25 protein-coding genes are annotated in these 25,030 nt (G+C 56.1%); 13 read left to right on the top strand and 12 right to left on the bottom strand.

Features of this window, described 5'->3' with window-relative positions:
- The 10 genes from ACMTNU_RS04200 (at position 1) to ACMTNU_RS04155 (ending at position 9,626) form a co-directional block, all read left to right on the top strand.
- Positions 1–840: a biotin--[acetyl-CoA-carboxylase] ligase gene (locus ACMTNU_RS04200; RefSeq protein WP_413933947.1), complete on the top strand. Its 840-nt coding sequence runs from the start codon at positions 1–3 to the stop codon at positions 838–840.
- A gap of 33 nt (positions 841–873) precedes the next feature.
- Positions 874–1,656 carry a type III pantothenate kinase gene (locus tag ACMTNU_RS04195; protein WP_413933946.1) on the top strand — a complete coding sequence of 261 codons (783 nt, stop codon included), beginning with the start codon at positions 874–876 and terminating at the stop codon, positions 1,654–1,656.
- 95 nt (positions 1,657–1,751) lie between these two features.
- Positions 1,752–2,318 (top strand): nucleotide exchange factor GrpE, encoded by a 567-nt coding sequence (gene grpE / locus ACMTNU_RS04190; protein WP_413933945.1) that lies wholly within the window; start codon positions 1,752–1,754, stop codon positions 2,316–2,318.
- A gap of 56 nt (positions 2,319–2,374) precedes the next feature.
- A complete protein-coding gene (gene dnaK, locus ACMTNU_RS04185) occupies positions 2,375–4,294 on the top strand; it encodes a molecular chaperone DnaK (protein WP_413933944.1) in 1,920 nt (639 codons plus the stop codon).
- An 82-nt stretch (positions 4,295–4,376) separates the two neighbouring features.
- Entirely contained in the window at positions 4,377–5,501 is a 1,125-nt protein-coding gene (gene dnaJ, locus ACMTNU_RS04180) for a molecular chaperone DnaJ (RefSeq protein WP_413933943.1), read from the top strand.
- Between the two features lie 34 nt (positions 5,502–5,535).
- Positions 5,536–6,276 (top strand): 16S rRNA (uracil(1498)-N(3))-methyltransferase, encoded by a 741-nt coding sequence (locus ACMTNU_RS04175; RefSeq protein WP_413933942.1) that lies wholly within the window; start codon positions 5,536–5,538, stop codon positions 6,274–6,276.
- A gap of 135 nt (positions 6,277–6,411) precedes the next feature.
- Positions 6,412–7,530, top strand: a complete 1,119-nt coding sequence (locus ACMTNU_RS04170) for a dipeptide epimerase (protein WP_413933941.1) — start codon at positions 6,412–6,414, stop codon at positions 7,528–7,530.
- A gap of 406 nt (positions 7,531–7,936) precedes the next feature.
- Positions 7,937–8,140: a hypothetical protein gene (locus ACMTNU_RS04165; RefSeq protein ID WP_413933940.1), complete on the top strand. Its 204-nt coding sequence runs from the start codon at positions 7,937–7,939 to the stop codon at positions 8,138–8,140.
- A 6-nt stretch (positions 8,141–8,146) separates the two neighbouring features.
- Positions 8,147–8,407: a type II toxin-antitoxin system RelE family toxin gene (locus ACMTNU_RS04160; protein ID WP_413933939.1), complete on the top strand. Its 261-nt coding sequence runs from the start codon at positions 8,147–8,149 to the stop codon at positions 8,405–8,407.
- 10 nt (positions 8,408–8,417) lie between these two features.
- Entirely contained in the window at positions 8,418–9,626 is a 1,209-nt protein-coding gene (locus ACMTNU_RS04155; protein ID WP_413933938.1) for a THUMP domain-containing class I SAM-dependent RNA methyltransferase, read from the top strand.
- Positions 9,627–9,802: 176 nt separating this feature from the next.
- On the opposite strand, the gene ACMTNU_RS04150 is transcribed toward ACMTNU_RS04155, so the two are convergent.
- Both ACMTNU_RS04150 and ACMTNU_RS04145 read right to left on the bottom strand, forming a co-directional pair.
- Positions 9,803–9,997 (bottom strand): isoprenylcysteine carboxylmethyltransferase family protein, encoded by a 195-nt coding sequence (locus tag ACMTNU_RS04150; protein ID WP_413933937.1) that lies wholly within the window; start codon positions 9,995–9,997, stop codon positions 9,803–9,805.
- A 324-nt stretch (positions 9,998–10,321) separates the two neighbouring features.
- The gene (locus tag ACMTNU_RS04145; RefSeq protein ID WP_413933936.1) at positions 10,322–11,038 is read right to left on the bottom strand and encodes a polysaccharide biosynthesis/export family protein; all 717 of its coding nucleotides are present in this window, start codon (positions 11,036–11,038) and stop codon (positions 10,322–10,324) included.
- A 793-nt stretch (positions 11,039–11,831) separates the two neighbouring features.
- Between ACMTNU_RS04145 and ACMTNU_RS04140 the strand changes: the two genes are divergently transcribed.
- Both ACMTNU_RS04140 and ACMTNU_RS04135 read left to right on the top strand, forming a co-directional pair.
- The gene (locus ACMTNU_RS04140; protein WP_413933935.1) at positions 11,832–12,005 is read left to right on the top strand and encodes a hypothetical protein; all 174 of its coding nucleotides are present in this window, start codon (positions 11,832–11,834) and stop codon (positions 12,003–12,005) included.
- An 86-nt stretch (positions 12,006–12,091) separates the two neighbouring features.
- Complete coding sequence (locus tag ACMTNU_RS04135; protein WP_413933934.1) at positions 12,092–12,763, top strand: transposase; 672 nt, start codon at positions 12,092–12,094, stop codon at positions 12,761–12,763.
- Between the two features lie 125 nt (positions 12,764–12,888).
- Here the strand turns inward: ACMTNU_RS04135 and ACMTNU_RS04130 are convergent, their stop codons facing one another.
- The 10 genes from ACMTNU_RS04130 to recA form a co-directional block, all read right to left on the bottom strand.
- Positions 12,889–13,875, bottom strand: coding sequence for a WD40/YVTN/BNR-like repeat-containing protein (locus ACMTNU_RS04130; RefSeq protein WP_413933933.1), 987 nt, complete (start codon positions 13,873–13,875; stop codon positions 12,889–12,891).
- A complete protein-coding gene (locus ACMTNU_RS04125) occupies positions 13,875–15,608 on the bottom strand; it encodes an IPT/TIG domain-containing protein (RefSeq protein WP_413933932.1) in 1,734 nt (577 codons plus the stop codon). Before ACMTNU_RS04125 ends, ACMTNU_RS04130 begins: the two co-directional genes overlap by 1 nt.
- A gap of 93 nt (positions 15,609–15,701) precedes the next feature.
- A complete protein-coding gene (locus tag ACMTNU_RS04120) occupies positions 15,702–16,163 on the bottom strand; it encodes a RidA family protein (RefSeq protein ID WP_413933931.1) in 462 nt (153 codons plus the stop codon).
- 67 nt (positions 16,164–16,230) lie between these two features.
- Complete coding sequence (locus ACMTNU_RS04115) at positions 16,231–17,388, bottom strand: phosphopentomutase (RefSeq protein WP_413933930.1); 1,158 nt, start codon at positions 17,386–17,388, stop codon at positions 16,231–16,233.
- 565 nt (positions 17,389–17,953) lie between these two features.
- On the bottom strand, positions 17,954–18,628 hold the full coding sequence (deoC, locus tag ACMTNU_RS04110) for a deoxyribose-phosphate aldolase (RefSeq protein ID WP_413933929.1): 675 nt from the start codon (positions 18,626–18,628) through the stop codon (positions 17,954–17,956).
- 3 nt (positions 18,629–18,631) lie between these two features.
- Entirely contained in the window at positions 18,632–19,714 is a 1,083-nt protein-coding gene (gene mltG / locus ACMTNU_RS04105; RefSeq protein WP_413933928.1) for an endolytic transglycosylase MltG, read from the bottom strand.
- A complete protein-coding gene (ruvX, locus tag ACMTNU_RS04100; protein WP_413933927.1) occupies positions 19,629–20,213 on the bottom strand; it encodes a Holliday junction resolvase RuvX in 585 nt (194 codons plus the stop codon). Before ruvX ends, mltG begins: the two co-directional genes overlap by 86 nt.
- Before the next feature lie 6 nt (positions 20,214–20,219).
- Positions 20,220–22,856, bottom strand: a complete 2,637-nt coding sequence (alaS, locus tag ACMTNU_RS04095) for an alanine--tRNA ligase (RefSeq protein WP_413933926.1) — start codon at positions 22,854–22,856, stop codon at positions 20,220–20,222.
- Positions 22,843–23,379, bottom strand: coding sequence for a regulatory protein RecX (locus tag ACMTNU_RS04090; protein WP_413934194.1), 537 nt, complete (start codon positions 23,377–23,379; stop codon positions 22,843–22,845). Before ACMTNU_RS04090 ends, alaS begins: the two co-directional genes overlap by 14 nt.
- Positions 23,354–24,436: a recombinase RecA gene (recA, locus tag ACMTNU_RS04085; protein WP_413933925.1), complete on the bottom strand. Its 1,083-nt coding sequence runs from the start codon at positions 24,434–24,436 to the stop codon at positions 23,354–23,356. Before recA ends, ACMTNU_RS04090 begins: the two co-directional genes overlap by 26 nt.
- A gap of 163 nt (positions 24,437–24,599) precedes the next feature.
- Here recA and ACMTNU_RS04080 point away from each other — a divergent pair, with 163 nt between their 5' ends.
- Positions 24,600–24,971 carry a PilZ domain-containing protein gene (locus tag ACMTNU_RS04080; protein ID WP_413933924.1) on the top strand — a complete coding sequence of 124 codons (372 nt, stop codon included), beginning with the start codon at positions 24,600–24,602 and terminating at the stop codon, positions 24,969–24,971.
- Positions 24,972–25,030: the final 59 nt, after the last annotated feature.

The following is a 25,030-nucleotide window of genomic DNA, read 5'->3' as shown; positions in this document are numbered from 1 at the left end:
ATGGCGCCCTCTGCTCCGCTCAACATCGAAGCGATTCGCAGTACCCTGGCCACCAGGGCGCTGGGACAGATCCTGTATCTGTACCAGGATCTCCCTTCAACCAATCGAGAAGCCAGTTCGCTTGCGCAACAGGGCGCCGCGCACGGCACAGTGGTGACGGCCGAACAGCAATCAGGCGGCTACGGACGACATGGGCGCGCCTGGTTTTCCCCGCCTGGATTCAACATCTATTGCTCCATCATCGTTCGCGGGAAAAGCCAGACCGGCCCCCTTGCACAATGGTTATCCTGGATACCGCTGGTCACAGCGCTGGCGGTCGCCGAGGCGACCCGGCACATTACTACCGCGCCCCTCGCTCTGAAATGGCCCAATGACCTGCTTCTTCAGGACCGTAAAGTCGGTGGGATTCTCTGCGAAAGCACCATGACAACGACCAACGGCCCGATCGTGATCATTGGAATCGGGCTGAACGTGAACGTCCCGCCTCATTCATTCCCTGAGGATTTACGTCCAATTGCCGCCTCGTTGATCGAAGCCGTCCCGCAACCGATCGATCGGAATCGACTCATCTCGCAACTCTTGTGGGAGCTGGAACAGTGCCTTGACGAGCTGCAGTCCCATGGACCCACCCGACTGCGGCAAGCCTACCTCGCTCGCTGTGCCACAGTAGGCCGTCAGGTGAAGGTCCTGTTCGCCAACGATCAGCAGATCCTTGGCACGGCGGAAGCGCTCTCCGCCGACGGCGCGTTACAAGTACGGCCCCTCTCTGCTTCCCTTCGCGCACAACCGCCCGCTCTCATCGAGGTCCACGCCGCCGATGTGATTCATCTGAGAGAGTAGCGAAAGCTGGCCGCCCGAAGTACAATGCATTCCATGCTGCTCGCGATCGATATCGGCAATACCAACGTCGTCGCAGGAGTCTTTGAGGGGCCGACGCTCCTGAGCCATTGGCGATTGGCAACCGACCCCAAGAAGACGGCCGATGAGTACGGGGTTCTCTGCCTCAGTCTGATGGCCAGAAGCGGCCGAGTCCCTGACCATATCACCGGTGCCATCATTTCCAGTGTCGTGCCTGCACTCACGGAGACGTTTGAATCGATGGTTGCAACGTCCTTTGGCTGCACCCCCATCACCGTCTCATCCGATCTTGAGACCGGGCTCACCCTGAAGTATCTGAACCCGAAAGAGATCGGAAGCGATCGCGTTGTCAATGCGGCTGCCGCGTACGAGAAGTTCCGTCGCGATCTCATCATCGTTGATTTCGGTACTGCGACGACCTTCTGCGCCGTCAGCGGAACAGGTGACTACCTCGGCGGGGTGATTGCACCGGGCTTGGGGATTTCAGCTGAAGCCCTGTTTAGCCGAGCAGCCAAACTCAGCAAGGTAGAACTTGCCCGCCCCAAAACCGTGATCGGCACCGATACCGCCAGCAGCATTCAGTCGGGGCTCATTTTTGGGTATGCCGGTCTCGTGGATACTCTTATTCAACGAATCGAAGCCGAGATGGGGCATGCCTCGTTTGTGATCGCGACCGGTGGATTGGCTCAGATCATCGCAGCAGAGGCGCGATCCATTCAGCACATCGAACCGTTCTTGACCCTCCAAGGACTCGAACTACTGTATCGCCGGGCCTCCGGGACTTATCCCACCCATTGAGCGTAAGGATTCCATCGCCCGTCTCATTTTATTTTCCGATGACCCGTTGACTTCCTTCCTCTTATGGATATCTCCACCGCTGTACAGGTATCCATATGACTGAAGACCACGCACAAGAAAAAACAAACGCTAATACAATTGAGAACTTAGAGGAGGGTCCTCCCGAGACAGCGACCGCCTCTTCTTCGGCGCAAGACGAGCTGGCCGCCAAGGTTGAGGAGTGCACCGCGCTCAATGAGAAATACCTCCGGCTGGCAGCAGAATTTGAAAATTACAAGCGGCTGACGCAGCGTGATCAGCGCGAACAGATTCGGTTCGGCAATGAACAGCTGCTGAAAGAACTCCTGCCGGTCGTCGATAACTTGGAACGAGCGATCAAGGCGGCTCACACGAACGGAAGCGATTCAGCACTCACTCAGGGCGTCGAACTGACACTCAAGCAATTGTCCGGTGCCTTGGCCAAGTTCGGTGTGCAAGCCATTGAGACGTCCGGGCAAGAATTCGATCCCCACACCCATCAAGCCGTCTCGTACGGGCCATCCACCGAGGTGCCCGCCAATCGGGTCTTAGATGAGTTTCAGAAGGGGTATCGATTGCACGACAGAGTATTGCGGGCAGCCATGGTCAGCGTGTCGTCAGGCCCACCTCAAGCAAGCGAATAGGATGCAACAACGCACTGACCCTGTGTCGTCGTTGTCGAGAAGGAAGGAGTCTACCAATGGGTAAAGTTATCGGTATCGATCTCGGGACCACCAACTCTTGTGTGGCGATTATGAGCGGCGGCGACCCTGTCGTGATCGCCAACGCCGAAGGCAGTCGAACCACTCCTTCCGTCGTTGCCATCACCGATAAGAGTGAACGGCTGGTCGGCCAAATCGCCAAACGTCAAGCCATTACCAATCCGGAGAACACCATTTTCTCAGTCAAGCGACTGATGGGGCGAAAGTTCAAGAGCCGCGAAGTCCAAGAAGCCATGAAGCGACTCCCGTACAAGGTCGTCGAGGCCGACAATGGCGATGCCCATGTGGAGTTGCGCGGCAAGAGCTATAGCCCGCCGGAAGTATCTGCCATGATTCTGCAGAAGATGCGGCAGACGGCGGAAGACTATCTCGGTGAAAAAGTCACCGAGGCCGTGATCACTGTTCCCGCCTATTTTGATGACAGTCAGCGCCAGGCCACCAAAGATGCCGGTCAAATCGCCGGTCTGACCGTCCTGCGCATCATCAATGAACCGACCGCGGCGTCCCTTGCCTACGGCCTGGACAAGAAGAAGGATGAGCGGATCGCCGTGTACGACTTGGGCGGCGGAACCTTCGACGTCTCCGTCCTGGAAATCGGTGAAGGCGTCTTCGAAGTGAAGTCGACCAACGGAGACACCTATCTCGGTGGAGACGACTTCGATCTCCGCGTGATGGATTGGCTGGTCGACGAGTTCAGGAAAGACCAGGGGATCGACTTACGGAAAGACCGGATGGCCCTCCAGCGATTGAAGGAAGCGGCGGAACGGGCCAAAATCGAACTCTCGTCGTCTCAAGAAACAGAAATCAATCTCCCCTTCATTACCGCAGACGCCAGCGGCCCCAAGCATATGGTCACCAAGCTGACGCGGGCCAAACTGGAGCAGCTGGTCGACGATCTCATTCAGCGGACGATCGAGCCCTGCCGAAAAGCCTTATCCGATGCCGGTGTCACGGCCAATGACATCCAAGAAATCGTCTTGGTCGGCGGCATGACCCGTATGCCGAAGGTGATTCAGGTCGTGAAGGATTTCTTCGGAAAAGAGCCGCACCGCGGGGTCAATCCTGATGAAGTCGTGGCCATTGGGGCCGGCATTCAAGGCGGTGTCCTCAAGGGCGAGGTCAAGGACGTGCTGCTCCTCGACGTCACGCCGTTGTCATTGGGCATCGAAACGCTGGGCGGCGTATTTACCAAGTTGATCGAGCGCAACACGACCGTTCCGACCAAGAAGAGCCAAGTCTTCTCGACCGCGGCCGACAACCAAACCGCCGTGACCATTCGCGTCTTTCAAGGCGAACGAGAAATGGCAAATGACAACAAGCTGCTGGGACAATTCGACTTGGTCGGTATTCCATCGGCGCCCCGCGGCATGCCTCAAATTGAAGTCACCTTTGATATCGATGCGAACGGCATCGTCCACGTGTCCGCCAAGGATCTGGCGACGCAGAAAGAGCAGTCCATCAAGATCACAGCCTCCAGCGGCCTGAGCAAAGATGAGGTCGAAAAGCTCGTTCGGGACGCACAGTCGCATACCGAGGACGACAAGAAACGCCGCAAATTGGCGGAAGCCAAAAACCAGGGCGACAATCTGGTCTATCAAACCGAGAAAAATATCACGGAATACGGCGACAAGGTGTCCGCCGATGAAAAAACGAAGATCCAGGACGCCATTGCAACCCTTAAGAAAGCCTTAGAGGGCACCGATGCCGAGGCCATCGAATCCGCGACGCAAACCCTCATGACGGCGTCGCACAAATTGGCCGAAGAAATGTACAAGAAAGCGGCGGCTTCATCCGGTCCACAACCAGGTGCATCGGCAACCGGCGGTACCAGCGAGACAAAACCTGATGAGAAAGTCGTCGACGCAGAATTTGAAGAAGTGGACAAAGACAAAAAATAGCCTAGAATAACGCATCAAGGCGCCCGAGCTCTCGACGCAAACGAGAACCCGGGCGCTCCACCGTTCACTCATAATAGCTGCCGTGTCCAAACGCGATTACTACGAAACTCTCGGTGTCGATCGAAATGTCTCGGACGACGAGCTGAAGAAAGCCTATCGCAAGTTAGCCCGCCAGCACCATCCCGACCTTCATTCAGGCGACCAGCAAAAGAAAACCGCTGAAGAAAAGTTCAAAGAAATCAACGAAGCCTATGAAACTCTGAGCGATCAAGAGAAGCGGAAACGCTACGACATGTTCGGCCATGCCGGATCCCAACAGGGCGGCCCCGGCTTTGACGGATTTGATTTCGGTCGAGGCGGATTCGGTGACGTCTTCAACGATATTTTTGAGGATTTCTTCGGTCAGGCCAGAGCCGGCGGGGGCGGTCGAACCGAGCGCGGCAACGACCTCCAGTACAATCTTGAAATCACGTTTGAAGAGTCTGTCTACGGGAAAGAAGCCAAACTCAAGATTCCGCGTTGGGAACTTTGTACCGAATGTAAAGGCACGGGAGCGAAGTCCGCAGCAGCTATTAAGCCCTGTGCCAGCTGCAAAGGCGCAGGGCAGATTCGCTTTCAGCAAGGGTTTTTTAGCGTCAGCCGCCCCTGTGGACAATGTGAAGGCACCGGACACCTCGTCACGGAACCCTGTGCGACTTGCCAGGGACGTCAACGGGTATACAAAGAGCGTGCAATCGCCGTCCACATTCCAGCCGGCATCGAAACCGGGATGCGGTTACGCCTTTCCAATGAAGGAGAGCACGGTCCCAATGGTGGCCCCCCTGGTGATCTCTACGTCGCCATTACCGTGAAACCCCATCAGATCTTTCAGCGAAAAGGGCTCGACATCGCCTGTGACGTCCCAATCAACCTGGTCACGGCGGTACTCGGCGGGAAGGTCGAAGTGCCGACCCTCAAAGGGGACACCATCATCAAGGTTCCGCCAGGCACTCAACATGACAAAGTCCTCCGCATCAAAGGATTGGGGATTCCCAGTCTCAAGGGAGGGACGACCGGCGACCAGATCTATACGATGAAGATCCAAATTCCCACCAAGCTGACGGCGAGACAAAAAGAACTGCTGATGGAGTACGCCAAAGAGAGCGGGATGTCCATGGAAGCCAATGGCGACGGCTTCTTCGATAAAATGAAGACGTTTTTCGAGTAACCGAGCCCGTCCTTCCTGAATCTCCAGTGCCCCCATGCCTGTATTCTTCGTTTCTCCCGCGTGTGTGACCCTACCCACCATTTCAATGACCGGCGAACTCCTGGCTCACCTCAAGGATAGCCTCCGTGTTGCCATCGGCGAAACTCTCTGGCTCAACAATGGCCAAGGTACCAGATACCACGTAGAAATCAGCGATGTCTCAAAATACGCGATCACCGGACAGATTCTTGACACCATTCAGGAGCCTCTTCACGTTGCCCCTCACCTGATTCTTGGTCAGTCACTGCTCAAAGGTGAGAAAATGGACTGGGTCATTCAAAAGGCCACTGAACTGGGCGTACACGAGATCATACCGATCGAAAGCCGACACAGTGTCGTACAACTCAAAGCTGATCGCCTCGATCATCAACTCACCCGATGGCAACGCATCGCCCTGGAAGCTGCCCAGCAATCAGAACAGTGGCGCATACCGACGATCACCAGGCCTGAATCGTTCACAACACTGCTCTCACGCGACCAGACAACCTCCACGATCCTCATGCTTGCCGAACGTCACGACGGTAAGAGTTTGCAGACCATTCCACTTCCCCAGAATACGAGCAGCTCCGTACTCATCTTGATCGGACCAGAGGGAGGTTGGAGCAAGGAAGAAAGAGAGATCGCCGAGCGGCGAGGAATCGAACCCATGACCCTTGGTCAACAGATCCTTCGGGCGGAAACTGCCGCCATCGCAACCATCGGAATTCTCCAATCGCGCCTGGGCAGACTAGGATAACAGAGCAACTGGTGTAGGAGGACACGATTCGTTCCACATTACAATAACGGCGAGAGCAAGGCTGAGGATGGCCCATGGTGGGGCATCCACAATCCCGCCTTGATCACAACGTGATTGCGCCCTAGAGACAGCCCCATGACCCCGATGCAGAATGATGACATCGAAGCGGTGACGTTTTGGCCAATCGATATACCCACCACGGACCCCTTTGTCGTCGCAACTGGAACGCGAGACGTTGCAGAAAATGTCTTCGTCCGCGTCACTCTCAGAAATGGGCACTGCGGCTATGGGGAAGCAGCACCGTTCCCTGAAGTCGGGGGAGAAGATCGTGCATCCTGCCTCCAAGCCCTCAGACACCTTACCCCTTCACTCATTGGCCGGACGGTTCGTGACTATCGAGAATCAAGTCGTCACCTGGCACAGCAAGCCCCTTCTCAGCCTGCTGCGCGCTGCGGCATCGAAACCGCCTTGCTTGATGCATACTGCCGTACCATGGCTATTCCTTTATGGCGACTCTGGGGTGGTGCTGATGTGCGTTCCCGCATCACCGATATCACGATTCCAATCACCACCCAGGACAAGACCTTGTCCCTTGCCCGCAGCTGGTATCAACGCGGTTTTCGCCTGTTCAAAATGAAAGTCGGAAAAGACGTCGATGCAGATATCCGTCGACTCGAGGCCCTCCACCGGGCGCTGCCCGGCATTTCATTCATCGGCGATGGGAATCAAGGGTTTTCTCGGGCGGAGTGCCTGGCCTTTGCCGATGGCGTTCGGCGATTCGGCGGAACACTAGTCCTGCTTGAGCAACCAGTCGTACGGGACGATCTCGACAGTCTCGTTGCTATTCGGCGAGAAACCGGCATTCCCGTCGCCGCTGATGAATCCGTGCGCTCACTCGAGGATGCGCGGAAGGTTATTACACAAGGTGCGGCGGACTATATTAACATCAAGATCATGAAAACCGGCGTCCTGGAAGCAGTGGAAATCGCATCCTGCACGCTTCAGGCAGGATTGAAGCTGATGGTCGGAGGCATGCTCGAATCACGAATCGCGATGGGTTGTTCTTTTGGTTTGGTCTTGGGTATGAAAGGGTTCGAAGTGTTGGATCTGGATACTCCATTGCTCCTGGCAAGCGATCCCGTGCAAGGTGGCTATTGCTATGACGGCCCCGCACTTCAGCCTTGGCATGAGTCCGGTCTAGGATGCGCGGTGTCCATTCCAGCAGATGCCCACACAACCGGCATAAAAGGCTAACCCCTAGGTGAACGGTAGACATCAGGTCACTTACAGCCTGCGAGCTCTCTCCTGAGCGATCAATCTCAGAATGGGTTGCATTCGATCCGATGATCAATGTGCGCCCGTCTGGAAGAACCCGGTCCCTGTATGTTGAGCGCCGAGAGATCTCTGAGATGAAAAGTTGATTGGGTGATGAAAGACTTGCCCACACCACGATCGGCCGGCAGGGCCTTAAAAGATTGTTGGCCTGTGATTCTGTGTAGCGTCCCAGCAACACGTTTGTAAGCTCCTCTTCGACAGGGCGAACGGATTATGGCAAGCGCTTTTTGGCCTCAATGCGAACGACTGGAACAGCTTCATTACTTAGCTGAGAGAGCAGACCAACCCATTGCTTTCCGACGATCCTAACCCGTATTCTCCTGCTATGAACCTCTCATCGTTGTCGACGGAACAGTTAAAGGAACTGGTCCAGGGACTCGTGGACGATCGGCTTCGCGAGTTGATCGGCGATCCGGATCTCGGGCTCCAGCTCGGCGATTCACTCCGAGCCCGACTCAAGCAGTCACTCGCGAGCAGTGAGCGCCTCTCCGGCGAAGACGTGGCGGAGCGGCTCGGCCTACGGTGGTAGGATACGATGCCCTGGTACCGCCTCGCCTTTAAACCAGGCATTGCTCAAGATCTCGCCACGATTGACCGGCCCATGGCCCAACGGCTGCTCGACAAGTCCAAATGGTTGGCGTCCAATGTCGACAATCTGCGCCATGAAGCGATTGCGGACGACCTTCCAGGACTCTCCAAGTATGCCGTGGGGGAATGGCGGATCTTTTATGCAATCGACCGCGCAGAACAGCTCGTCGACATCCATGCGATCATTCCACGATCAGGACTGAGATAGCGGCTGAACGATGACCACAGCCCGAGCTGGAATAGCGTTCGTGCACGGCACCCAACTGACGCGGTTCTTTGCACCCTGCCCACGTGGACTAGAAGGTGTGCTTGAAGCAGAGCTGCAGAGCCTCGGCGCCCCGTCGGCGACCAAAACCGAAGGCGGTGTCGGCTTTAGCGCACCCTGGTCGACTATGTACTGGATTAATCTCAAGTCGCACATCGCCAGCCGAATTTTATGGGAAGTCGGCCACAGTGCCTACAAAACGGAACAGGATGTCTATCACGCCGCCTCTGCGCTCGCCTGGCCAGAATGGTTCACGCCAGAACAGACAATCAAGGTGAAGGTGAGCGCCCGGCGCTGTCCCCTCCCCAGCCTGGACTTTTTGACCCTCCGCATCAAAGATGCAATCTGCGATAGGTTTGTCGCTGGACGGCACAAGCGACCCAGCGTCGATACGGAACGCCCCAACATTAAGGTCGATGCCTTTCTCGATCAGAACACCGTCACATTTTACCTGGATACCTCCGGAGAGCCACTGTTCAAACGCGGCCATCGGATGGGTCCCGTGGAAGCGCCGCTCAAAGAAAATCTAGCAGCAGGCATCCTGCGTCTTGCTGGCTGGACGCCCCGGGACGTGTTGCTCGATCCCATGTGTGGGAGCGGGACCATTCCTCTCGAAGCCGCCATCATGGCTCGCCAGATCGCGCCAGGTATTTCACGGAGATTTGCCTTCGAACGGCTGCTCGTCCATGACGCAGCACGATGGGACCGACAACGCGAAGCAGCCAGAGCCGAACAAGTCGCCGCCGTCCCATCAGCCATCTATGCCTCTGACCGTGATCCCGCGATGGTAAAGATTGCGCAGCGAACGTTTCAAGGCGCAGGGGTGGCCAACGACATTCAGTTGAAGCAACGCGACATTCTCGATCTCGACGCACCCTCCACACAGGGCATAATGGTCATCAACCCACCCTATGGCGTCCGCCTCAGCCGGCCGGACGAACTGGAATCGTTCTACCCCAAACTGGGCGATTGGCTGAAGCAGCGCTTCGCTGGATGGCGCGCCTACATGCTCACCGGTGATGCCCGAGTGCCGAAGCTGATTGGGCTGACGCCGTCCAAGCGCATTCCCCTTTTCAATGGCGCTCTGGAATGTCGGCTCTATGAGTTTGTGATCGTCCAAGGCGGCGCGAGACGACGCCTTGCTCCGCCAGTCAAGATCTAGCAGGATGCGGGAAAAGACCGCCACCGGCGTTCTCGCATCGCTCAGAGGCTCAACGTACGGCCCAGAGTACGATTCGCCTCTTCGCTCGCTGCGGCCTTGCTGGACGGCCTTTTTGCGCATCCTGCATGAATATTCAACGTCCTCTCACAGCCCAATATCCGTGACGGCGACACGGGTCAAAATAAGTTTTTCCGCAGCCTGCTAGACGGGAGGGCGAACTTCTTCCCAAACAGAGCGGTCAGCGGTCGTTCCTCCGATTCGGTCTGGAAGCGATTGATGTAGAGGATGAAGACGGGAAGAAAGAGAACAGTTAGGTCGCTCCCCAAATACAGCGCCCATCCGACCAAGACGAACAAGAAACCGAGATACATCAGGCCTTTCTAAAAGGGTCGTCTAAAAGGGTCGGGAGTCTTTGTTTAAACAAGGCTAGTGAGAACTTCCTGACCATTTAGAAGTCGTACGAAAAGCCTGTGGACCGACAATCTACAGAAGATCTCCATTCCGATCAGTATCCCCAATTGGGGGAAATCCCTCTTTCCCTGACCTTTACTTTCTATTGAAATCTTTTGCACTACCGTCTTCACATCATTGACCAGCATGGTCAGGTTGAACTTACTCACCTATGACGTCTTGTGCCGAACCAGCTCATCCCACCTCTATCGTTGCTACCGGTCATTCCCCTACCTTTCCTCACCCTATCGCCCAGGGAAGACCACCATGGATTCACTCGGGACTACCAGAGTATCCCCGGGCTTCAATTCAAAGTTATCGGCTATTCCGCTACGGAGCACGATATCGTCATAACTGGCCGTGAATCGCTTCAGCCCCGGAGCAACGTCCGTAAACCGGAAAATGACGATCTGATTTCTCGCCGCCGTCTCCTTAAATCCTCCCGCGATGGTAATGCCCTGCAAGAGCGTCGTTTTGCTCTTCAGTGGATACTTGCCGGGATTCGCCACCTCGCCGAGCAAAAAGATATTGGAGCTATTAACCTCCTTCAAGGTCACAGCCACAACCGGATTCTGGACGTATTCTTTGAGTCGGTTCGTCATTTCTTCAGCCAGTTTGGTGGGCGTTTTCCCCACGGCTACGACGTCACGGATGATCGGCATGGAAAATCGCCCATCCGGACGTACCTGCACTTGTCGCGACAAGTCCGGATTCCTCCAGACGGTAATGTCCAATACGTCTTCGGCACCGATCACATACTCACTGCTGACCGCATTGGAGAGTTTGTCCATCATCGCCTGACTTATCACCTTCTCAGCCTGCAGTACCGTGGTAGACAACATGGGAATATCTGTCGGTGATTTACCGGCATCCGGCTTACTCGCCCCCGATTCGCAAAACCCGGACTCTGCGAATACTGCACCTGTCAGCACAGTCAGTAGAACCCATCGTGAGTATCTCATGAACGTGATCCCTCCTGTCCTAATGTCCGAATGGGGGCACTCTATCTCGCACGTTTCTTATTCACCAGTCATGTCTTAGAAGTAGCGGGGCCGGCTCGACGGCTTCTTGTTCATCAAGCGAAATCACGAGGTTACAAAGACAGACGTTGGCCAGAATCGCTTAGCTGGCGCATCTCCCACACAGATCGTGCACCATCGTGTGGAAATAGTGCGATCGTGCATTTCAACGGATCCGCCATAACCTAGAACTAGACTGTAACATAAGATCCCCTCTCAACCTACCCCCCTTTCATGAAGGGTGATGCGATCCTATACGCGAGTGGTGTACGCGTCTTACTCATGCACGAACTGTCCTCCACTGAACGAACACTCCCCCCCTCACAACGATACCCTTCCCGTAGGCTGAGTCGTAATACCGGTTTGCACGAAGCATGAGGGGACAAGCCTTGATACATCGCCCCCAGACGGAACAAAGCTGGGAAAAGCTTCTCGGTTGTGCTTGCAATAGAGACTGACTGTAGTGGAGCAGACATAAATCTTGCCAATCAGAAACACGTATACAAAGACTCCCGACCCGACCCTATTATTACGACACCTTCTAACGAGAAGCTACGGCAGCACCGTCACAAGATTGACAAGCCGGGTCTCCACATGCCGTCACTATTTTGAATGATGGCAGCATAATATAACTACGTAATAAGCAAGTCACTGACATCTCACGCTTCGACAATTAGGCCCGCTTCTTGCTTGGCTTCATCGACAGCTGTGGACCCAATCAACTCAGGAGGATTCGATGGAATGTCCAAAGTGCAAAGGAACGATGTTGCTGGAGCGATTCTCTGATTTCTTTCTCGTGTTCTATGCCTGGAAATGCCTCAATTGCGGCGCGATCATCGACCGCACCATTTCCAAGAATCGACGAAAGAGTCTTGCGGCCAACGAATCTGAGACCGTTGCCGCACGCTAGAAACAGCTTGTGCTTTTCCTGGTTTTGTTATGGGGTCGGATCTCTTTTCTTGACAACCCCATGATGAGTTGGATACAAGATTCCTTATGCCGCGTCGTCCTCGTCTTGCTGCCGGCAACCTCACCTATCATGTCTTGAACCGACGGGTGGGTCGACTGCCGTTGTTTGAGACTCCGTCGGACTACATCGCCTTTGAGGCCATCCTGGCCGAAGCCCATGCGACGTTCCGCATCCGCATTGCCGCCTATTGCCTCATGCCCAATCACTGGCACCTCCTCCTCTGGCCACGCCAGGATGGAGAACTCTCGGAAATTCTCCGCTGGATCACCGTGACCCATACACAACGCTGGCATGTCCAACATGAAACCGCCGGCACCGGCCCCGTTTATCAAGGCCGCTTCAAGTCCTTTCCCGTTCAGACAGATGAGCACTTTTTGACCGTGGCACGCTATGTGGAACGCAATGCGCTCCGGGCCAAGCTGGTCAGACAGGCGGAAAACTGGCGATGGAGTAGTTTATGGCGACGCAGCCAGGGAGATGCCAAACTGACGACCTGGTTGAGTGACTGGCCGGTCCCTCCCCCGCGCAATTGGATCACTCGGGTCAATCGACCTGACACCGGCGAAGAACTGGAAACCCTTCGAGTGAGCGTACAGCGAGGACGTCCATTCGGCAACGACGCCTGGGTGAACCGGATGGCAAAGCGGTTTGGTATGGAATCGACGCTTCGTCCTCGCGGCAGACCCAAGGGGTCGTAGCCAACAAGGAGCGCTTCCCCGTCTCTGTAGTGCCAACTATGAACGTGCTGTCTGTCAAAGAGATCTAGCAGTGTATTTACACTGCTCTCTGCTGTTTCCAAGAATCGCAATGCCCCGCAGGCCGTTCAGCGACTCAGTTGCAGATGAACGATGGTTCCATTCTCCCCGCTCGCCCACCCCTGTGCAACATCGGGAAAGCTGAGGCCAAATAACGACGCAGGGGCTATCGATTTTCCCTCGCTCCAGGTGAGACCGGCGTCGGTTGTCCGATACAACGTTCCTCGTTCCCCCACGATCCAGCCTTCGCGCCGGCTCGTAAACCGGACCTTCAACAAATCAGTAAGTTTCGTGCACGTATTTCCACAAGGCAGAGTCTGATCCACCCATTTGGCGCCCCCATCTGTCGTTTGAAACAGCGCCCCTGCATTGCCGACTGCCCAACCAGTTGAGGCATCAGTGAAAGAAACGTCGAACAAGGTGACTGCACTCTGCGTGCCTTGTGCGGTCCATGTCACGCCGCCATCAGATGTCGACAGGATCGTTCCCAATGCGCCGACAATGGTCCCTTTCTGTTCATCGAGAAACTGTACGGCATAGAGGGCCGCCATCGTGCCGCTGACCTGCTCGTTCCAATGCTGGCCTCCATCCGTGGTATGAAAGATGGTTCCGCCTCCCCCAACGACCCACCCGATACTGGGAGATGGAAAGGAGACAGCGTAGAGCGGCTGCTGTGTCGCGAGAGACTGCGGAGACCAGGACTCTCCCCCGTTCATCGTGCGGCTGAACCATCCTCCAGCACCGGTCACCCATCCGTTCGACGAGTCGGCAAAAAACACGCTCGTGAGCAAAGCAGTTGTTCCACTGGTCACGCGCTTCCACTTTTTCCCGCCATCAATGGTCTTCAGGATCGTCCCACCAGATCCCACCGCCCAGCCCTGTTGAGGCGCAGGAAAGTGAATACTCAGCAAGGTGGATTTCGTCGGACTCGTCTGGATCGTAAAGGAAAGAGCGGTCTCACTGCTTGCGGCCAGTCGTGGAAGCCCCAGTACCACCAGGAACAACAAGGAGATGATACGCGAGTGGATGCAGACAACGTGCAGTGGAGTCAGCATTATTGACTGGTGCTCGCATCAGGTCTGTTATTCGTCCAATACCCATCGTCAGGAAGCCCCTTCGCCTCGATGGTGAACTGGCCCGCTTCTACTGTCAGCCATTTTTTTGGCGAGCAGCAGGTGCCATCCGGCAAGAGATCCCACGATCCTCGACGGACCACCAGAGGTCCTGTGGCAAGATCATCGAAAAAGTCGCCCTTCTTTCCAATCCCATACAGGTTCCGGTGCGGAACTTTGACCACGATCTCCTGATCCGTCCATGACTGCACCAAAGCTGCAGCGCCATTGAACAGAACTTCCGTGCGGGAGACGTTCGACAACACTGTCGTACCGGCCTCAGGCTCGTTGATCTCAATGTCAGAGCGCCGTTTGTACGCTTTTTGATTTAATCGAAGATCGGCATGTTCTGCGGTCTTCAAGAACGTCCCAAATCCACTTCCCTTAATGGTCACGGTCGCATCCAACCCAGCCGACTTGGGGTCATACGCGTCAACCGTGGGCGTCACCAGCGTGAAGTCTCCTGCCTCAATCGCCATCGCCCCTCGCTCAGCGCAGCAGAGCCCCCCCAGATTCGGTCTGGTGGCACTCCGGTAGATCACCACCTTCCCGCTCTTTGCACTGAATGGCACCCACACATCGATTCGATCGTCGTTCCATCGATAGATGACGGCCGGGACCCCGCCGATCTCCACTCGATTCTGACCCGTATTGAAATCCATGAAGTTGTACGGAGTCGCCCCGCTTTCCGAATAGAACCCAAAATGTTCACCGCTGATCCGGAGCAATGTCCCGATCGGAGCGCTGGAAGGGCTCAGCGTCGTGATGTGAGGAACATGAACCGTAAACTGTGTCAGTACCCGTTCTTGCCCCTGCCGTCGCAACACCAGCGGACCAGACTCGGCATCAAGGGGAACATGGACCACGATCACATCGTCGTTCCATTGGGCGATCGTCGCAGGTTTTCCGGCGATCAGCACACCGTCATCCATCCGCTCTTTCGACTGACCAAATCCTTGGCCGAAGAGCACCACCTTCGTCCCGACGGGCCCACTGACCGGATCGACTCGAATTGACGGCATCAGTTTCAATGGAACGGCATTGCTTTTAACGTACTCGACAGGCGCACAGCAGGATCCGTCAGGAAGCGGATCCGATGAGGCCAACCGAACCACGACCTCGCCGCTCGTCGCATTGGCAGGGACCTCCAGCTCAATAGCGTCATCCTTCCAGCGCCGCGGTCGAACGACCACCCCTCCGACGATCACGTCGTTCACTCCGAACATCGTATTGGGATCGCGAGCGCCGGCGGACAGACCGAAATGCCGGCCCGTAATCTGAATCGTGGCCCCACGCTCGGCTTCAGTCGGTGTCATGTCTTCGATCTGAGGCATGACAATCGTCAACAGCCCGGCAAGCACCTTCTTCTTCCCGATCATCACCTCGATGAATCCACTCGTTGCCTTAAACGGAACTTTGACCTCAATAAGCTCAGGTTCCCATCGTTGCACCAGAGCCGACAGGCCATTGATGATCACTCTGTTGAACGCCGTCGACTTGTACGGGCCGAACCCCTTTCCGTTGAGCGTAACCGTCGCGCCGGGAGTTGCCACGGTGGTCGAGAGTTCAATGACAACCTTGCTCTCGATCGGCTTACTCTTACTCGCTGCATACGTATTATTTGAGGACAAAAACAACAACACGAGGCATGCGGCAAACGCGGCAATTCGTTGCATGGGTGACCTTTCAGACAAGAAACGGGAAGGGCAAAGCCATGATGTGCATCATGCAGGACTTTAACAAGTGGTTTTTTGAAGAGTCAAGGCGGACTAGGAGAGAAGCTGAACGATCAATTCGATTTCCACCGGTGCCTGGCGGGGAAGTTCAGCAGCCCCGACGGCGACACGCGCATGTCGGCCGGCATCACCGAACAGGGATACGAGAAGATCAGAGGCACCATTGAGCACTTGCGGTTGATCGGTAAATCCTTGAGCCGAGGCGATATGGCCGACCATTTTGACAATCTGTTTTACTCGATCAAGCGATCCTGCTGCATGCCGAATAATACTCAAGCCATTCAAGACGGCGACTCGCGAAGCCTCTTTCCCTTGCTCGATCGTCAATCCCTGGCCTAGCTTACCTGTCATGATGAGCTGGCCATCGCGCGACGGCAACACACCAGAAAGAAATAACAGCTCACCGACCCGAACAACCGGCACATAATTCGCCACCGGTTTCGGAGAATCCGGCAGGGTCAATCCCAGCTCTTTCAGTTTCGCTTCATACGACATGCAAATGACTCCGACTGATCTTTCCCGGCTGGCCCCTTACCATTCACTTTTCACTTCTCACTCCGCACTACCCCGACTTCAGCGCATTCAGAAAACTTTCGCCATGAAGCACCCGATCAGCACCCAATGCATCGGCGATCGTCTGCCCCACGTCCGCCGCCGTCACCCTGGTTCCCAAATCGACACCTTGCGCCAGTTTGGGACCGGTGACGCAGAGGGGAACATATTCGCGGGTCAACGTCTTGCCGGGCAATGAACCGTCCCGGCCATGATCACCTGTCACAATGACCATATCGCCGGGGCGTAACTTTTCGAATAACTCCGGCAACCGACGATCAAACTCTTGCAGAGCCGTGGCCATCTGTGTCGGCTCTTCTGACCATTGGTCCACACTGGCAGCCAGGAGCCCGCGCGGAACTTTGTTTAACATGCCGACCACTTCTTCCAAACCTGCAATCCCCGATGCAATCGGAAAGGCTTTTGTAAATCCACGACCGCTGAAGAGATCATAGACTTTCCCGACCCCCATCGCAATCTGACCCGATCGACTCAAGACATCAAACATCGTCACACCGGCCGGCTCATGCACACAGTCCTTTCGTCCAGCGTACGGACGAAGTTGATCATGCCCCCCACTCACCGGCTGCGCGACGACACGAAGGAGTATCCCCGCATCCTTTGCCGCTTTTCGCACTTCGCGGCAGCGATGCTGGAATTCCGATACGGCCATGATGGATTCATGCATGGCCAGGAAACAGGTATTGCCTCCGTCGGCCCAGAGTATGGGCGCTCCCGTCGCCATATGCTCCACGCCATATCGACGGAGCATCGCCGCCATCAGCGCCACCTCTCTGCCGATCGACTTTCTTCCAAATACTTGCTCGATCAAATCCACGATCGACGTTGGCACACCGGAACGGCAAACAGCCGCGCCCTCATGCTGAACCACCCCGCTCATTTCCCAATATCCCACCACGGAATCTTTCCCCGCCGATGCGAAGGCCAGACGCCCGAAGCATCCGTTGGGTTGTCCCATGGCCCGCACACCCTTGATCTGAGCGATATGGCCCAGTCCAAGCATTTCTAAGTTGGGGAGACTGAGTCCCCCAACGGACTCAGCCAGATGGACAAGGGTGTTCGCCTCAGCATCGCCGTAGTCTGCCGCATCCGGCAAGGCTCCGACCCCACATCCATCCATGACGAGGAGGATGACGCGCTTGATCATCGGCTGACTCTACCAATTTCACCAAGAATCAACATAGAGACGTCTGGAACGAGCCAAGAGCACATAGCGGAAGAAGATTCTGGCAACTGGACCGCACAATCCATCGCAGCCAGATGAACAAGGGTGCTCGCCTCAGCATCGCCGTAGTCTACCGCATCCGGCAGGGCTCCGATCCCATGCCAACCCAGTACAAGGAAGATGACGCGCGTGATCCTCGACTCACTCTATCAAATCACCGTGAGTCGACATAGAGACGTATGGAACCATTAAGAAGATCCAAGAGGACGTAGGAGAAGAGGGTCTAGACAACAAGCAGTTTGCTGAAAAACTTGGTTTCAGCTTCGCCCACCGTAGCACGATGATAAAAAGAACTGTGGCACTCTACAGCTCAGACTGCTCAAAAAGGCCGTCCAGCAAAGCCTCAGCGAGCGAAGGGGCGAGGCGTACGCTTCGGTACGTCGAACCTCTGAGTGATGTGAGAACGCCGCTGGAGGACTTTTTCAGCAGTCTGCCAGACCGTGCGATCCACCACGAGAGACCGTTGTACCAGTTTGCGGTAACCCTATCACCTCTGGTCTCCCGATGCGCGCCATTGCTCAAGAATCGTCAGGCCAGCACTCGTGCCGATCCGATCCGCGCCGGCCTCGAGCATCGCGAGCGTCGTCTTCCAATCCCGGATCCCGCCTGAGGCCTTGACCTTGGCCATTCCCGCCACCGTCTCTTTCAGTAAACGCACATCTGCCACAGTCGCTCCGGCAGCACCGAACCCCGTCGAGGTCTTCACATACTCTGCTCCAGCCTCCACGGCAAGATGACAAGCGGCTCGCTTTTCATCCTGAGTCAGATAGCAGGTTTCAAGAATGACCTTGTGCTCGACCCCGGGTGTCGCCTTCACTACTTCAGCAATATCCGTCCGTACAGCGTCATGGTCACCGGATTTCAGTCGGCTGACGTTCAGCACCATATCCAACACCCGGGCTCCACGAGAGACTGCATCGACTGCTTCAGCGACTTTGGTTCTTGTCGTATGCCCGCCCAGCGGAAATCCGATCGGGATCCCAAGCTGAATGTTTGTACCCACGATTGCCGCGGCTGCTTCATCGACGTAACAAGGCGGGACAAATATAACGGTAAACCCATGGGCCTTCGCCTCTTCGCACAGCCGAAGCACATCGTGCTTCGTCGCCTCCGGCCTCAAGACAGTATGATCAATCAATGCAGGAAGATTCCAACGTGACATACGCTACGAGACTCCTTCTTCATGATGGATCGCATGGCTCTTCGGGACCATGAATGTCTGCGAATGCCGTTCTTTTCGAAACGGACGTTTTTGGTACCGTTCCACCGCCTTGTTGTGTTCAACCAAGGTGGCGGAAAATTGATGGGTCCCATCGTTTCGAGATACGAAATACAGGTACGCGGATGGGACAGGATACAGGGCCGCACGGATCGCGTCCGCCCCAGGACTGGCAATCGGACCAGGCGGCAATCCCGCCCACCGATAGGTATTGTAGGGACTGGGATGGGAAAGGTCCTTCTTATGCAGATTCCCGTCGAAATTCGGCAGTCCATAAATGACCGTCGGATCACTCTGGAGCGGAATATTTTTCTTCAATCGATTGTGAAACACAGCTGAAATCTGTGGGCGTTCATTGCCTGCCCCAGTTTCTTTTTCAATCACCGAAGCGAGAGTCAAGACTTGATGGACCGTGAGGTTGATCTCTTTGGCTCGCACTTTCAACTCTTGCGTCATGATATGATCGAACTGTTCCACCATCGCCCTGATCACGTCTTTCGCCGCCGTCGGCTTCGCAAACCGGTAGGTGTCGGGGTAGAGGTAGCCCTCTACCGAGCCTGCCTCAATGCCCAACGTCTTCATAAATGACTTGTCCGATGCCAGTCTGAGAAACTCCTCGCGAGCGGTGATGTGCTGCTCCTCAAGGACATCCGCAATCTGACTCATTGCATAGCCTTCAGGAATTGTGATGGGATGCAAGACCACGCGACCGGCCAAGAACCTCGACAGAATCTCTGCCGGCGGCATCGCGGCATGGAGCGCATATTCTCCCGGATGAATCTTACGGTCCGCCTCCTGGAATTTCCCCAACAGGAGAAACGCCAGTCGACTCCTGATCAATTGCTCCCGTTCAAGGAGGGTCGCAGCTTGGTTGAATGTGGCCCCATCAGGGATGACCACAATCTTCTCAGGAGGATGATCGGCCTCGGACAGGACGGGCGCTTCAGCCCATCGGATCATTAGATAGCCGACCACCCCGACGAGCACGACGAGAGTGACGGCGGTGATGAGGATCCCACGAACCATCATGCGATTGGTCGATCAACGACGACTCTACCCACGCTTCCTCTGTCTCTTGTGCCGAGCGATGTTCCTCGCCAGAGCTCGTGGAAGCCGTGTTGGCTTCGAGATAGCTCTGCAAAAGAATTGCCGCGGCGACACGATCGACGACTCCCTTTCGCTTTTTTCGACTGACATCGGCGGCGATCAAGAGCTCTTCCGCCGATCGAGTCGTCATCCGCTCGTCCCACATGACGATGGGAACCGACAACACCTCACCGAGCCGGTCGACGAACAGATGAACGGCCTGAACCGCCGGTCCTTCTTCACCATTGAGTCGTAACGGAAGTCCGATCACAACTTCTCGGACATCGTGCGCGTTCACCAGCTGTTGAATATGTGCGAAATCTCGATCCAGCGTCCTCCGTTCGAGCGTTTCAAGCGGTTGAGCCGTCCACCCAAGCTCATCGCTGAGCGCTACTCCGATCCGCTTGGTCCCGTAATCGAGGGCTAGGATCCTGGTTGCCATGACAGTTTACCGCTGGAGCACAGTTTCGACCAGGCTAAAAACCTTTTCAAGCGCCGCATCAAGACGTGAGGCATCTTTTCCTCCCGCTTGAGCCATCTCCGGACGGCCACCGCCCGTCCCGCCGACCTCGACCGCCATCGGCTTAATAAGTTCACCCGCCTTGAGGCGACCGATCAGATCTTTGGTCACGACCACGAGCAATGAGACTTTCCCGGCTTCGACTTCCGCACCAAGCGCGATCACACCGCTCTTCATCTTATCCCGCAACTGGTCGGCCAGTGTCCGCATCGCCGTCCCGTCCAATCCATCAGTCCGTTGCACATGAACCGACACACCGGCAATGGTCTTGAGCGTAGAGGCAGCAGCTGCACCCCCGGCCATCTTGAGCTTCACGTCTTCCAGTTCACGCTCCTTGTCTTTGAGCTGTGTCAGCAGCTTCCTCGTTCGTACGACAATCTCCGACTGCCCCACTTTCAGAAGATCAGATAACTGTCGAACCTCAGACTCCAATGTCTTGATCTGGTTGTACGCGCCGCTCCCGGTTTGGGCCTCAAGTCGTCGCACACCGGCCGCCACGCCGGTCTCGGAGAGAATCCGAAAGAGTCCGATCTCACCGGTCTGCCGGCAATGCGTCCCGCCACAGAGCTCTTTACTGAAGGACTCAACCGATACCACACGAACCTGCTCGCCATACTTGTCACCGAAGAATGCCAATGCGCCTTTGGCCACGGCATCCTGAATACTCATCACCTCGGTAGACACCGCCTCGTTCTTTCTGATTTCCTCGTTCACCGTCGATTCAATCTCATCGATATCACGAGAGGACAAGGGCCGGAAATGGGCGAAATCAAACCGAAGCCGATTCGGCCCGACTAATGACCCGTACTGTTTCACATGGGGGCCGAGCAGATCGCGAAGGGCTGCATGGACCAGATGTGTCGCTGTGTGATTGCGCGCCGCATCCTGGCGCGTGGAGGCATTCACCGTCAGATGCAGACGCTCGCCTTCACGGATGCGCCCTTGGCGAACGGTCCCTTTGTGAAGGATCAGCATCGGCGCAGGCCTCGTGGTCTCCGTGATGTCCATCAACCCTTCCGGCCCAGACAAAGTTCCCCGGTCTCCGACTTGCCCTCCGCCTTCGGGATAAAATGGTGTGGCATCAAGCGCCACCTCAACCTCGTCCCCTTCCCTCGCTTCCTTCACCAACTGCTCGCCCTTGAGAATCGCGCGGAGCAGTGCATCACTTTCCAGTCGATCATAGCCGATAAATTGTGTGGCACCGATCCGCTGCGCTAACTCCGCAACGGCCGGACGAGCCGTATCTTGCTCAAACCCGCCGGTTTTCCGCGCGCGAGTCCGCTGTTCCTCTATCGCCGCATCAAACCCCGGCTCATCGATGGTCATGCCCTGTTCGCGACAGGCCTCGGCCATGAGATCCATCGGGAACCCGTAGGTATCGTAGAGTTTGAAGACATCCCCACCAGTCAAAACCGATTGCCCTGCGGCTTGCGTCTTCTCGATCATTTCATTCAAGATCGGCAACCCCTGGTCCAGCGTCGCAATAAACCGCTCCTCTTCCCCGCGGGTGGCTTCGGTAATCGTGTCGGCCGCACGGGTAATTTCCGTATAGGCACCGCCCATCTGGCTCACCACCGATGCGGTCAACTCATGGAGAAACGGTTCCACGATCCCGAGCAGCCGGCCATGCCTGGCCGCCCGACGCAGGATTCTTCGCAACACATACCCACGCCCCTCATTCGACGGCAACACCCCATCGGTCATCAAAAATGTCACGGCGCGCAAATGATCGGCGATCACTCGCATGGAACGATCTGAAACGTCTTTCTTGCCGTACTCCATGCCGGCCCGTTCGGCAATCGCCGTCAGCAACGGGGTAAAGAGATCGCTGTCATAATTGCTATGGACTCCCTGAGCCACCGCGGCCAGCCGTTCCAGCCCCATCCCGGTATCGATACTTGGCTTAGGGAGCGGATGGAGGGCGCCTGACACATCACGGTTGTACTGCATGAAGACCAGATTCCAGATCTCAATGACTCGGTCGCCCTCGCCGTTCGGCCGATCATCGCCTGGAACAACCGCGCCTTGATCGAAATGGATCTCGGAACAGGGGCCGCAGGGACCGGTGTCCGCCATCTGCCAGAAGTTATCCTTCTCATCGCATCGCGCAATGCGGGAGGCTGGCACGCCGATCTTTCTCCACAGCCGATCCGCTGCATCGTCTTCTCGAAAAATCGTCACCCAAAGCCGATCTTTGGTGAGTCCGACTGTGTGCGTCAGAAACTCCCACCCAAACACAATCGCGTCTTCTTTGAAATAATCTCCGAACGAGAAGTTCCCCAACATCTCAAAGAAGGTGTGATGGCGCCTGGTATACCCGACATTCTCAAGATCGTTATGCTTCCCCCCCGCACGCAAACACTTCTGCACCGACACCGCCCGCGTATAGACGCGTGTGTCTTCCCCAAGGAACACCCGCTTGAACTGATTCATCCCGGCATTGGTAAACAGCAAGGTCGGATCGGCTTGCGGCAAAAGCGAGGCGCTCGGCACCGCCTGATGTCCGTGCTCTTCAAAATACCGGATAAAGGCCCGCCGCAGCTCGGTTGCACTATTCGTCTTCATGGACAACATCCTCACTTCTCTTGAACTCTGTCATCATACGATCGATCACCTCGTCACTGAAACCCCGCTGATGGAGGAATCGCGCCATGTGCCCTGAGGCCAATTGCTTCCCCTGGTGGGACATGGCCCGTAAGGCCAGGCGCGCCACGACCTCCTCGCCGTTCCGCTGAAAGACTTCGGTGAGAACCCGCTCAGCTAAGCCATCCGAAATTCCCTTGGCCTGTAATTCCGCCTTGAGCCGTTCTTGGCCCATCGGCTTGGTAGCCAGGCGCTTCTCCACCCATCGCTGGGCATAGGCAAGGTCGTCAAGGTACCGGAGGTCCGTCAGGCTGCAAATGGCCTGTTCAATGTGGGGAGAGGTCACCCCTCGTGACAGGAGAAACCGTTCGACTTGAGCAGCAGTCCGATCTCGCTGCGCCAAAAAACGAACTGCGAGCCGGAACCCCTCATCCTGGCTTGTGGGTGAAGCACGAAGGCGAGCCGGCGCCTTTCGCCCGTCACCGATGCGCCCGCTTTTCCTCACTTCGCGCAACCGGTTTGTCCTCTTTAGTCTCAGCTTTGGTCTCGGCCTTCTTCTCACCTCGTGCGGGAACGCCAGCCACCTCCCGCAGTTTTTGTTCCACCTCGCGAGCGGCGGCGACATTGGTCTTGAGAAACTCTCGAGCCGCGTCGCGTCCCTGACCGATTCGTTCGCCGTTATAGGAATACCAGGCACCGGACTTATCAATGATCTTTTTGTCGACCCCCATATCCACGAGCTCGCCGGTTTTGGAAATCCCCTCGGCAAACATGATGTCGAACTCCGCCTGACGAAACGGCGGTGCCATTTTGTTCTTGACCACCTTCACGCGGACCCGGCTCCCCATCACCTCCTGCCCTTCCTTGATGGATTCAACCCGTCGAATATCCAAGCGGACGGAGGAGTAAAACTTGAGCGCGTTCCCGCCGGTCGTCGTCTCGGGATTGCCGAACATCACACCGAGCTTCATGCGAATTTGATTGATGAAGATGACCGTCGTCAACGATTTCGAGATCGCCCCCGTAAGCTTTCTCAGGGCCTGCGACATCAGCCGTGCCTGAAGCCCCATATGGGCGTCACCCATCTCACCCTCGATCTCGGCACGTGGTGTCAGTGCCGCCACCGAGTCGATGACGATCAGATCGATCGCCCCGCTTCTGACCAACGTTTCGGCGATCTCCAGTGCCTGCTCCCCTGTATCGGGCTGTGACACCAGGAGATCATCGGCCTGCACTCCCAACTTCTTGGCATAGGTCAAGTCCAACGCGTGTTCGGCATCAATAAATGCGGCAACTCCGCCAATCTTCTGCACCTCGGCGATACAATGCAGCGTCATCGTTGTCTTTCCCGACGCCTCCGGGCCGAAGATTTCAATCACCCGTCCGCGCGGAAGCCCGCCGACCCCAAGGGCAATGTCGAGACCGAGCGAACCGGTGGAAATGGCCGGGACATCGACCTTCTCCTCGGCGCCCAGCTTCATAATGGCTCCCTTCCCATATTGCTTCTCGATCTGGGACAGGGCCAAGTCCAGTGCGCGCTTCTTGTCGTCTTTTTCGGACATTCGAATCTCCTCCCAGGGTGAACAGGATATGTCGGGCGATTATACCGAAGCAGGCAGGGGAAACCTAGCCCGATCTCGTCGACAAGAGAGTGATGGGCCAGCCCACGCCGATGCGCAAGAAAGGCGAAATCAATAGCGGGAAACCGCTTGAGGTGATTCATTTATGCGGAGGTATGTGCTGCAGGGACGGCTCATGCACGGCGATGACCAAACCGACAAAAGAGAGTTACGGACCTCCCCTCGCATTCCATTGGACTGCCGTCTCTTCTTTTCACATCATGAAGTGGGAGAGGCGGAGGCGACACTCCTGGATCTTTCCAAAATAGGATGTGCAGCCGAGTCTGAAACCACTGTCCGGACCGACATGAGTCTCGAACTGTGGATCTTCTCGCCAAGCTATAGCTGGCGCATCCACATTGACCATGCTGTCGTTCGGTGGGTCCGTGGGCAGGTCTTCGGAGTGGAATTCCTGAATCTGCGGCCGGTCCAGCGGAAACGCCTGCGCCAGCTGGTTGAGAAAGTCAGAATCCGGTAACCCCTCTTTCCTCTCTCCCGCGTCAGGAGAAGTCGCTCACCGGGAAACTCCACAGCCAC

The organism is Nitrospira sp. BLG_1 (genome assembly GCF_047338595.1).
Taxonomy (GTDB): Bacteria; Nitrospirota; Nitrospiria; order Nitrospirales; family Nitrospiraceae; genus Nitrospira_D.
Note: the sequence above shows the minus strand (reverse complement) of the source record. Positions and strands in the feature narration are given on the sequence as shown.

What these genes read in the sequence shown, in the direction of transcription:
- ACMTNU_RS04200 (WP_413933947.1), top strand. Translation starts at nt 1, where the DNA reads ATGGCGCCCTCTGCTCCGCTCAACATCGAAGCGATTCGCAGTACCCTG.
- ACMTNU_RS04195 (WP_413933946.1), top strand. Translation starts at nt 874, where the DNA reads ATGCTGCTCGCGATCGATATCGGCAATACCAACGTCGTCGCAGGAGTC.
- grpE (WP_413933945.1), top strand. Translation starts at nt 1,752, where the DNA reads ATGACTGAAGACCACGCACAAGAAAAAACAAACGCTAATACAATTGAG.
- dnaK (WP_413933944.1), top strand. Translation starts at nt 2,375, where the DNA reads ATGGGTAAAGTTATCGGTATCGATCTCGGGACCACCAACTCTTGTGTG.
- ACMTNU_RS04175 (WP_413933942.1), top strand. Translation starts at nt 5,536, where the DNA reads ATGCCTGTATTCTTCGTTTCTCCCGCGTGTGTGACCCTACCCACCATT.
- ACMTNU_RS04170 (WP_413933941.1), top strand. Translation starts at nt 6,412, where the DNA reads ATGACCCCGATGCAGAATGATGACATCGAAGCGGTGACGTTTTGGCCA.
- ACMTNU_RS04165 (WP_413933940.1), top strand. Translation starts at nt 7,937, where the DNA reads ATGAACCTCTCATCGTTGTCGACGGAACAGTTAAAGGAACTGGTCCAG.
- ACMTNU_RS04160 (WP_413933939.1), top strand. Translation starts at nt 8,147, where the DNA reads ATGCCCTGGTACCGCCTCGCCTTTAAACCAGGCATTGCTCAAGATCTC.
- ACMTNU_RS04155 (WP_413933938.1), top strand. Translation starts at nt 8,418, where the DNA reads ATGACCACAGCCCGAGCTGGAATAGCGTTCGTGCACGGCACCCAACTG.
- ACMTNU_RS04150 (WP_413933937.1), bottom strand. Translation starts at nt 9,997, where the DNA reads ATGTATCTCGGTTTCTTGTTCGTCTTGGTCGGATGGGCGCTGTATTTG.
- ACMTNU_RS04145 (WP_413933936.1), bottom strand. Translation starts at nt 11,038, where the DNA reads ATGAGATACTCACGATGGGTTCTACTGACTGTGCTGACAGGTGCAGTA.
- ACMTNU_RS04140 (WP_413933935.1), top strand. Translation starts at nt 11,832, where the DNA reads ATGGAATGTCCAAAGTGCAAAGGAACGATGTTGCTGGAGCGATTCTCT.
- ACMTNU_RS04135 (WP_413933934.1), top strand. Translation starts at nt 12,092, where the DNA reads ATGCCGCGTCGTCCTCGTCTTGCTGCCGGCAACCTCACCTATCATGTC.
- ACMTNU_RS04130 (WP_413933933.1), bottom strand. Translation starts at nt 13,875, where the DNA reads ATGCTGACTCCACTGCACGTTGTCTGCATCCACTCGCGTATCATCTCC.
- ACMTNU_RS04125 (WP_413933932.1), bottom strand. Translation starts at nt 15,608, where the DNA reads ATGCAACGAATTGCCGCGTTTGCCGCATGCCTCGTGTTGTTGTTTTTG.
- ACMTNU_RS04120 (WP_413933931.1), bottom strand. Translation starts at nt 16,163, where the DNA reads ATGTCGTATGAAGCGAAACTGAAAGAGCTGGGATTGACCCTGCCGGAT.
- ACMTNU_RS04115 (WP_413933930.1), bottom strand. Translation starts at nt 17,388, where the DNA reads ATGATCAAGCGCGTCATCCTCCTCGTCATGGATGGATGTGGGGTCGGA.
- deoC (WP_413933929.1), bottom strand. Translation starts at nt 18,628, where the DNA reads ATGTCACGTTGGAATCTTCCTGCATTGATTGATCATACTGTCTTGAGG.
- mltG (WP_413933928.1), bottom strand. Translation starts at nt 19,714, where the DNA reads ATGATGGTTCGTGGGATCCTCATCACCGCCGTCACTCTCGTCGTGCTC.
- ruvX (WP_413933927.1), bottom strand. Translation starts at nt 20,213, where the DNA reads ATGGCAACCAGGATCCTAGCCCTCGATTACGGGACCAAGCGGATCGGA.
- alaS (WP_413933926.1), bottom strand. Translation starts at nt 22,856, where the DNA reads ATGAAGACGAATAGTGCAACCGAGCTGCGGCGGGCCTTTATCCGGTAT.
- recA (WP_413933925.1), bottom strand. Translation starts at nt 24,436, where the DNA reads ATGTCCGAAAAAGACGACAAGAAGCGCGCACTGGACTTGGCCCTGTCC.
- ACMTNU_RS04080 (WP_413933924.1), top strand. Translation starts at nt 24,600, where the DNA reads ATGCGGAGGTATGTGCTGCAGGGACGGCTCATGCACGGCGATGACCAA.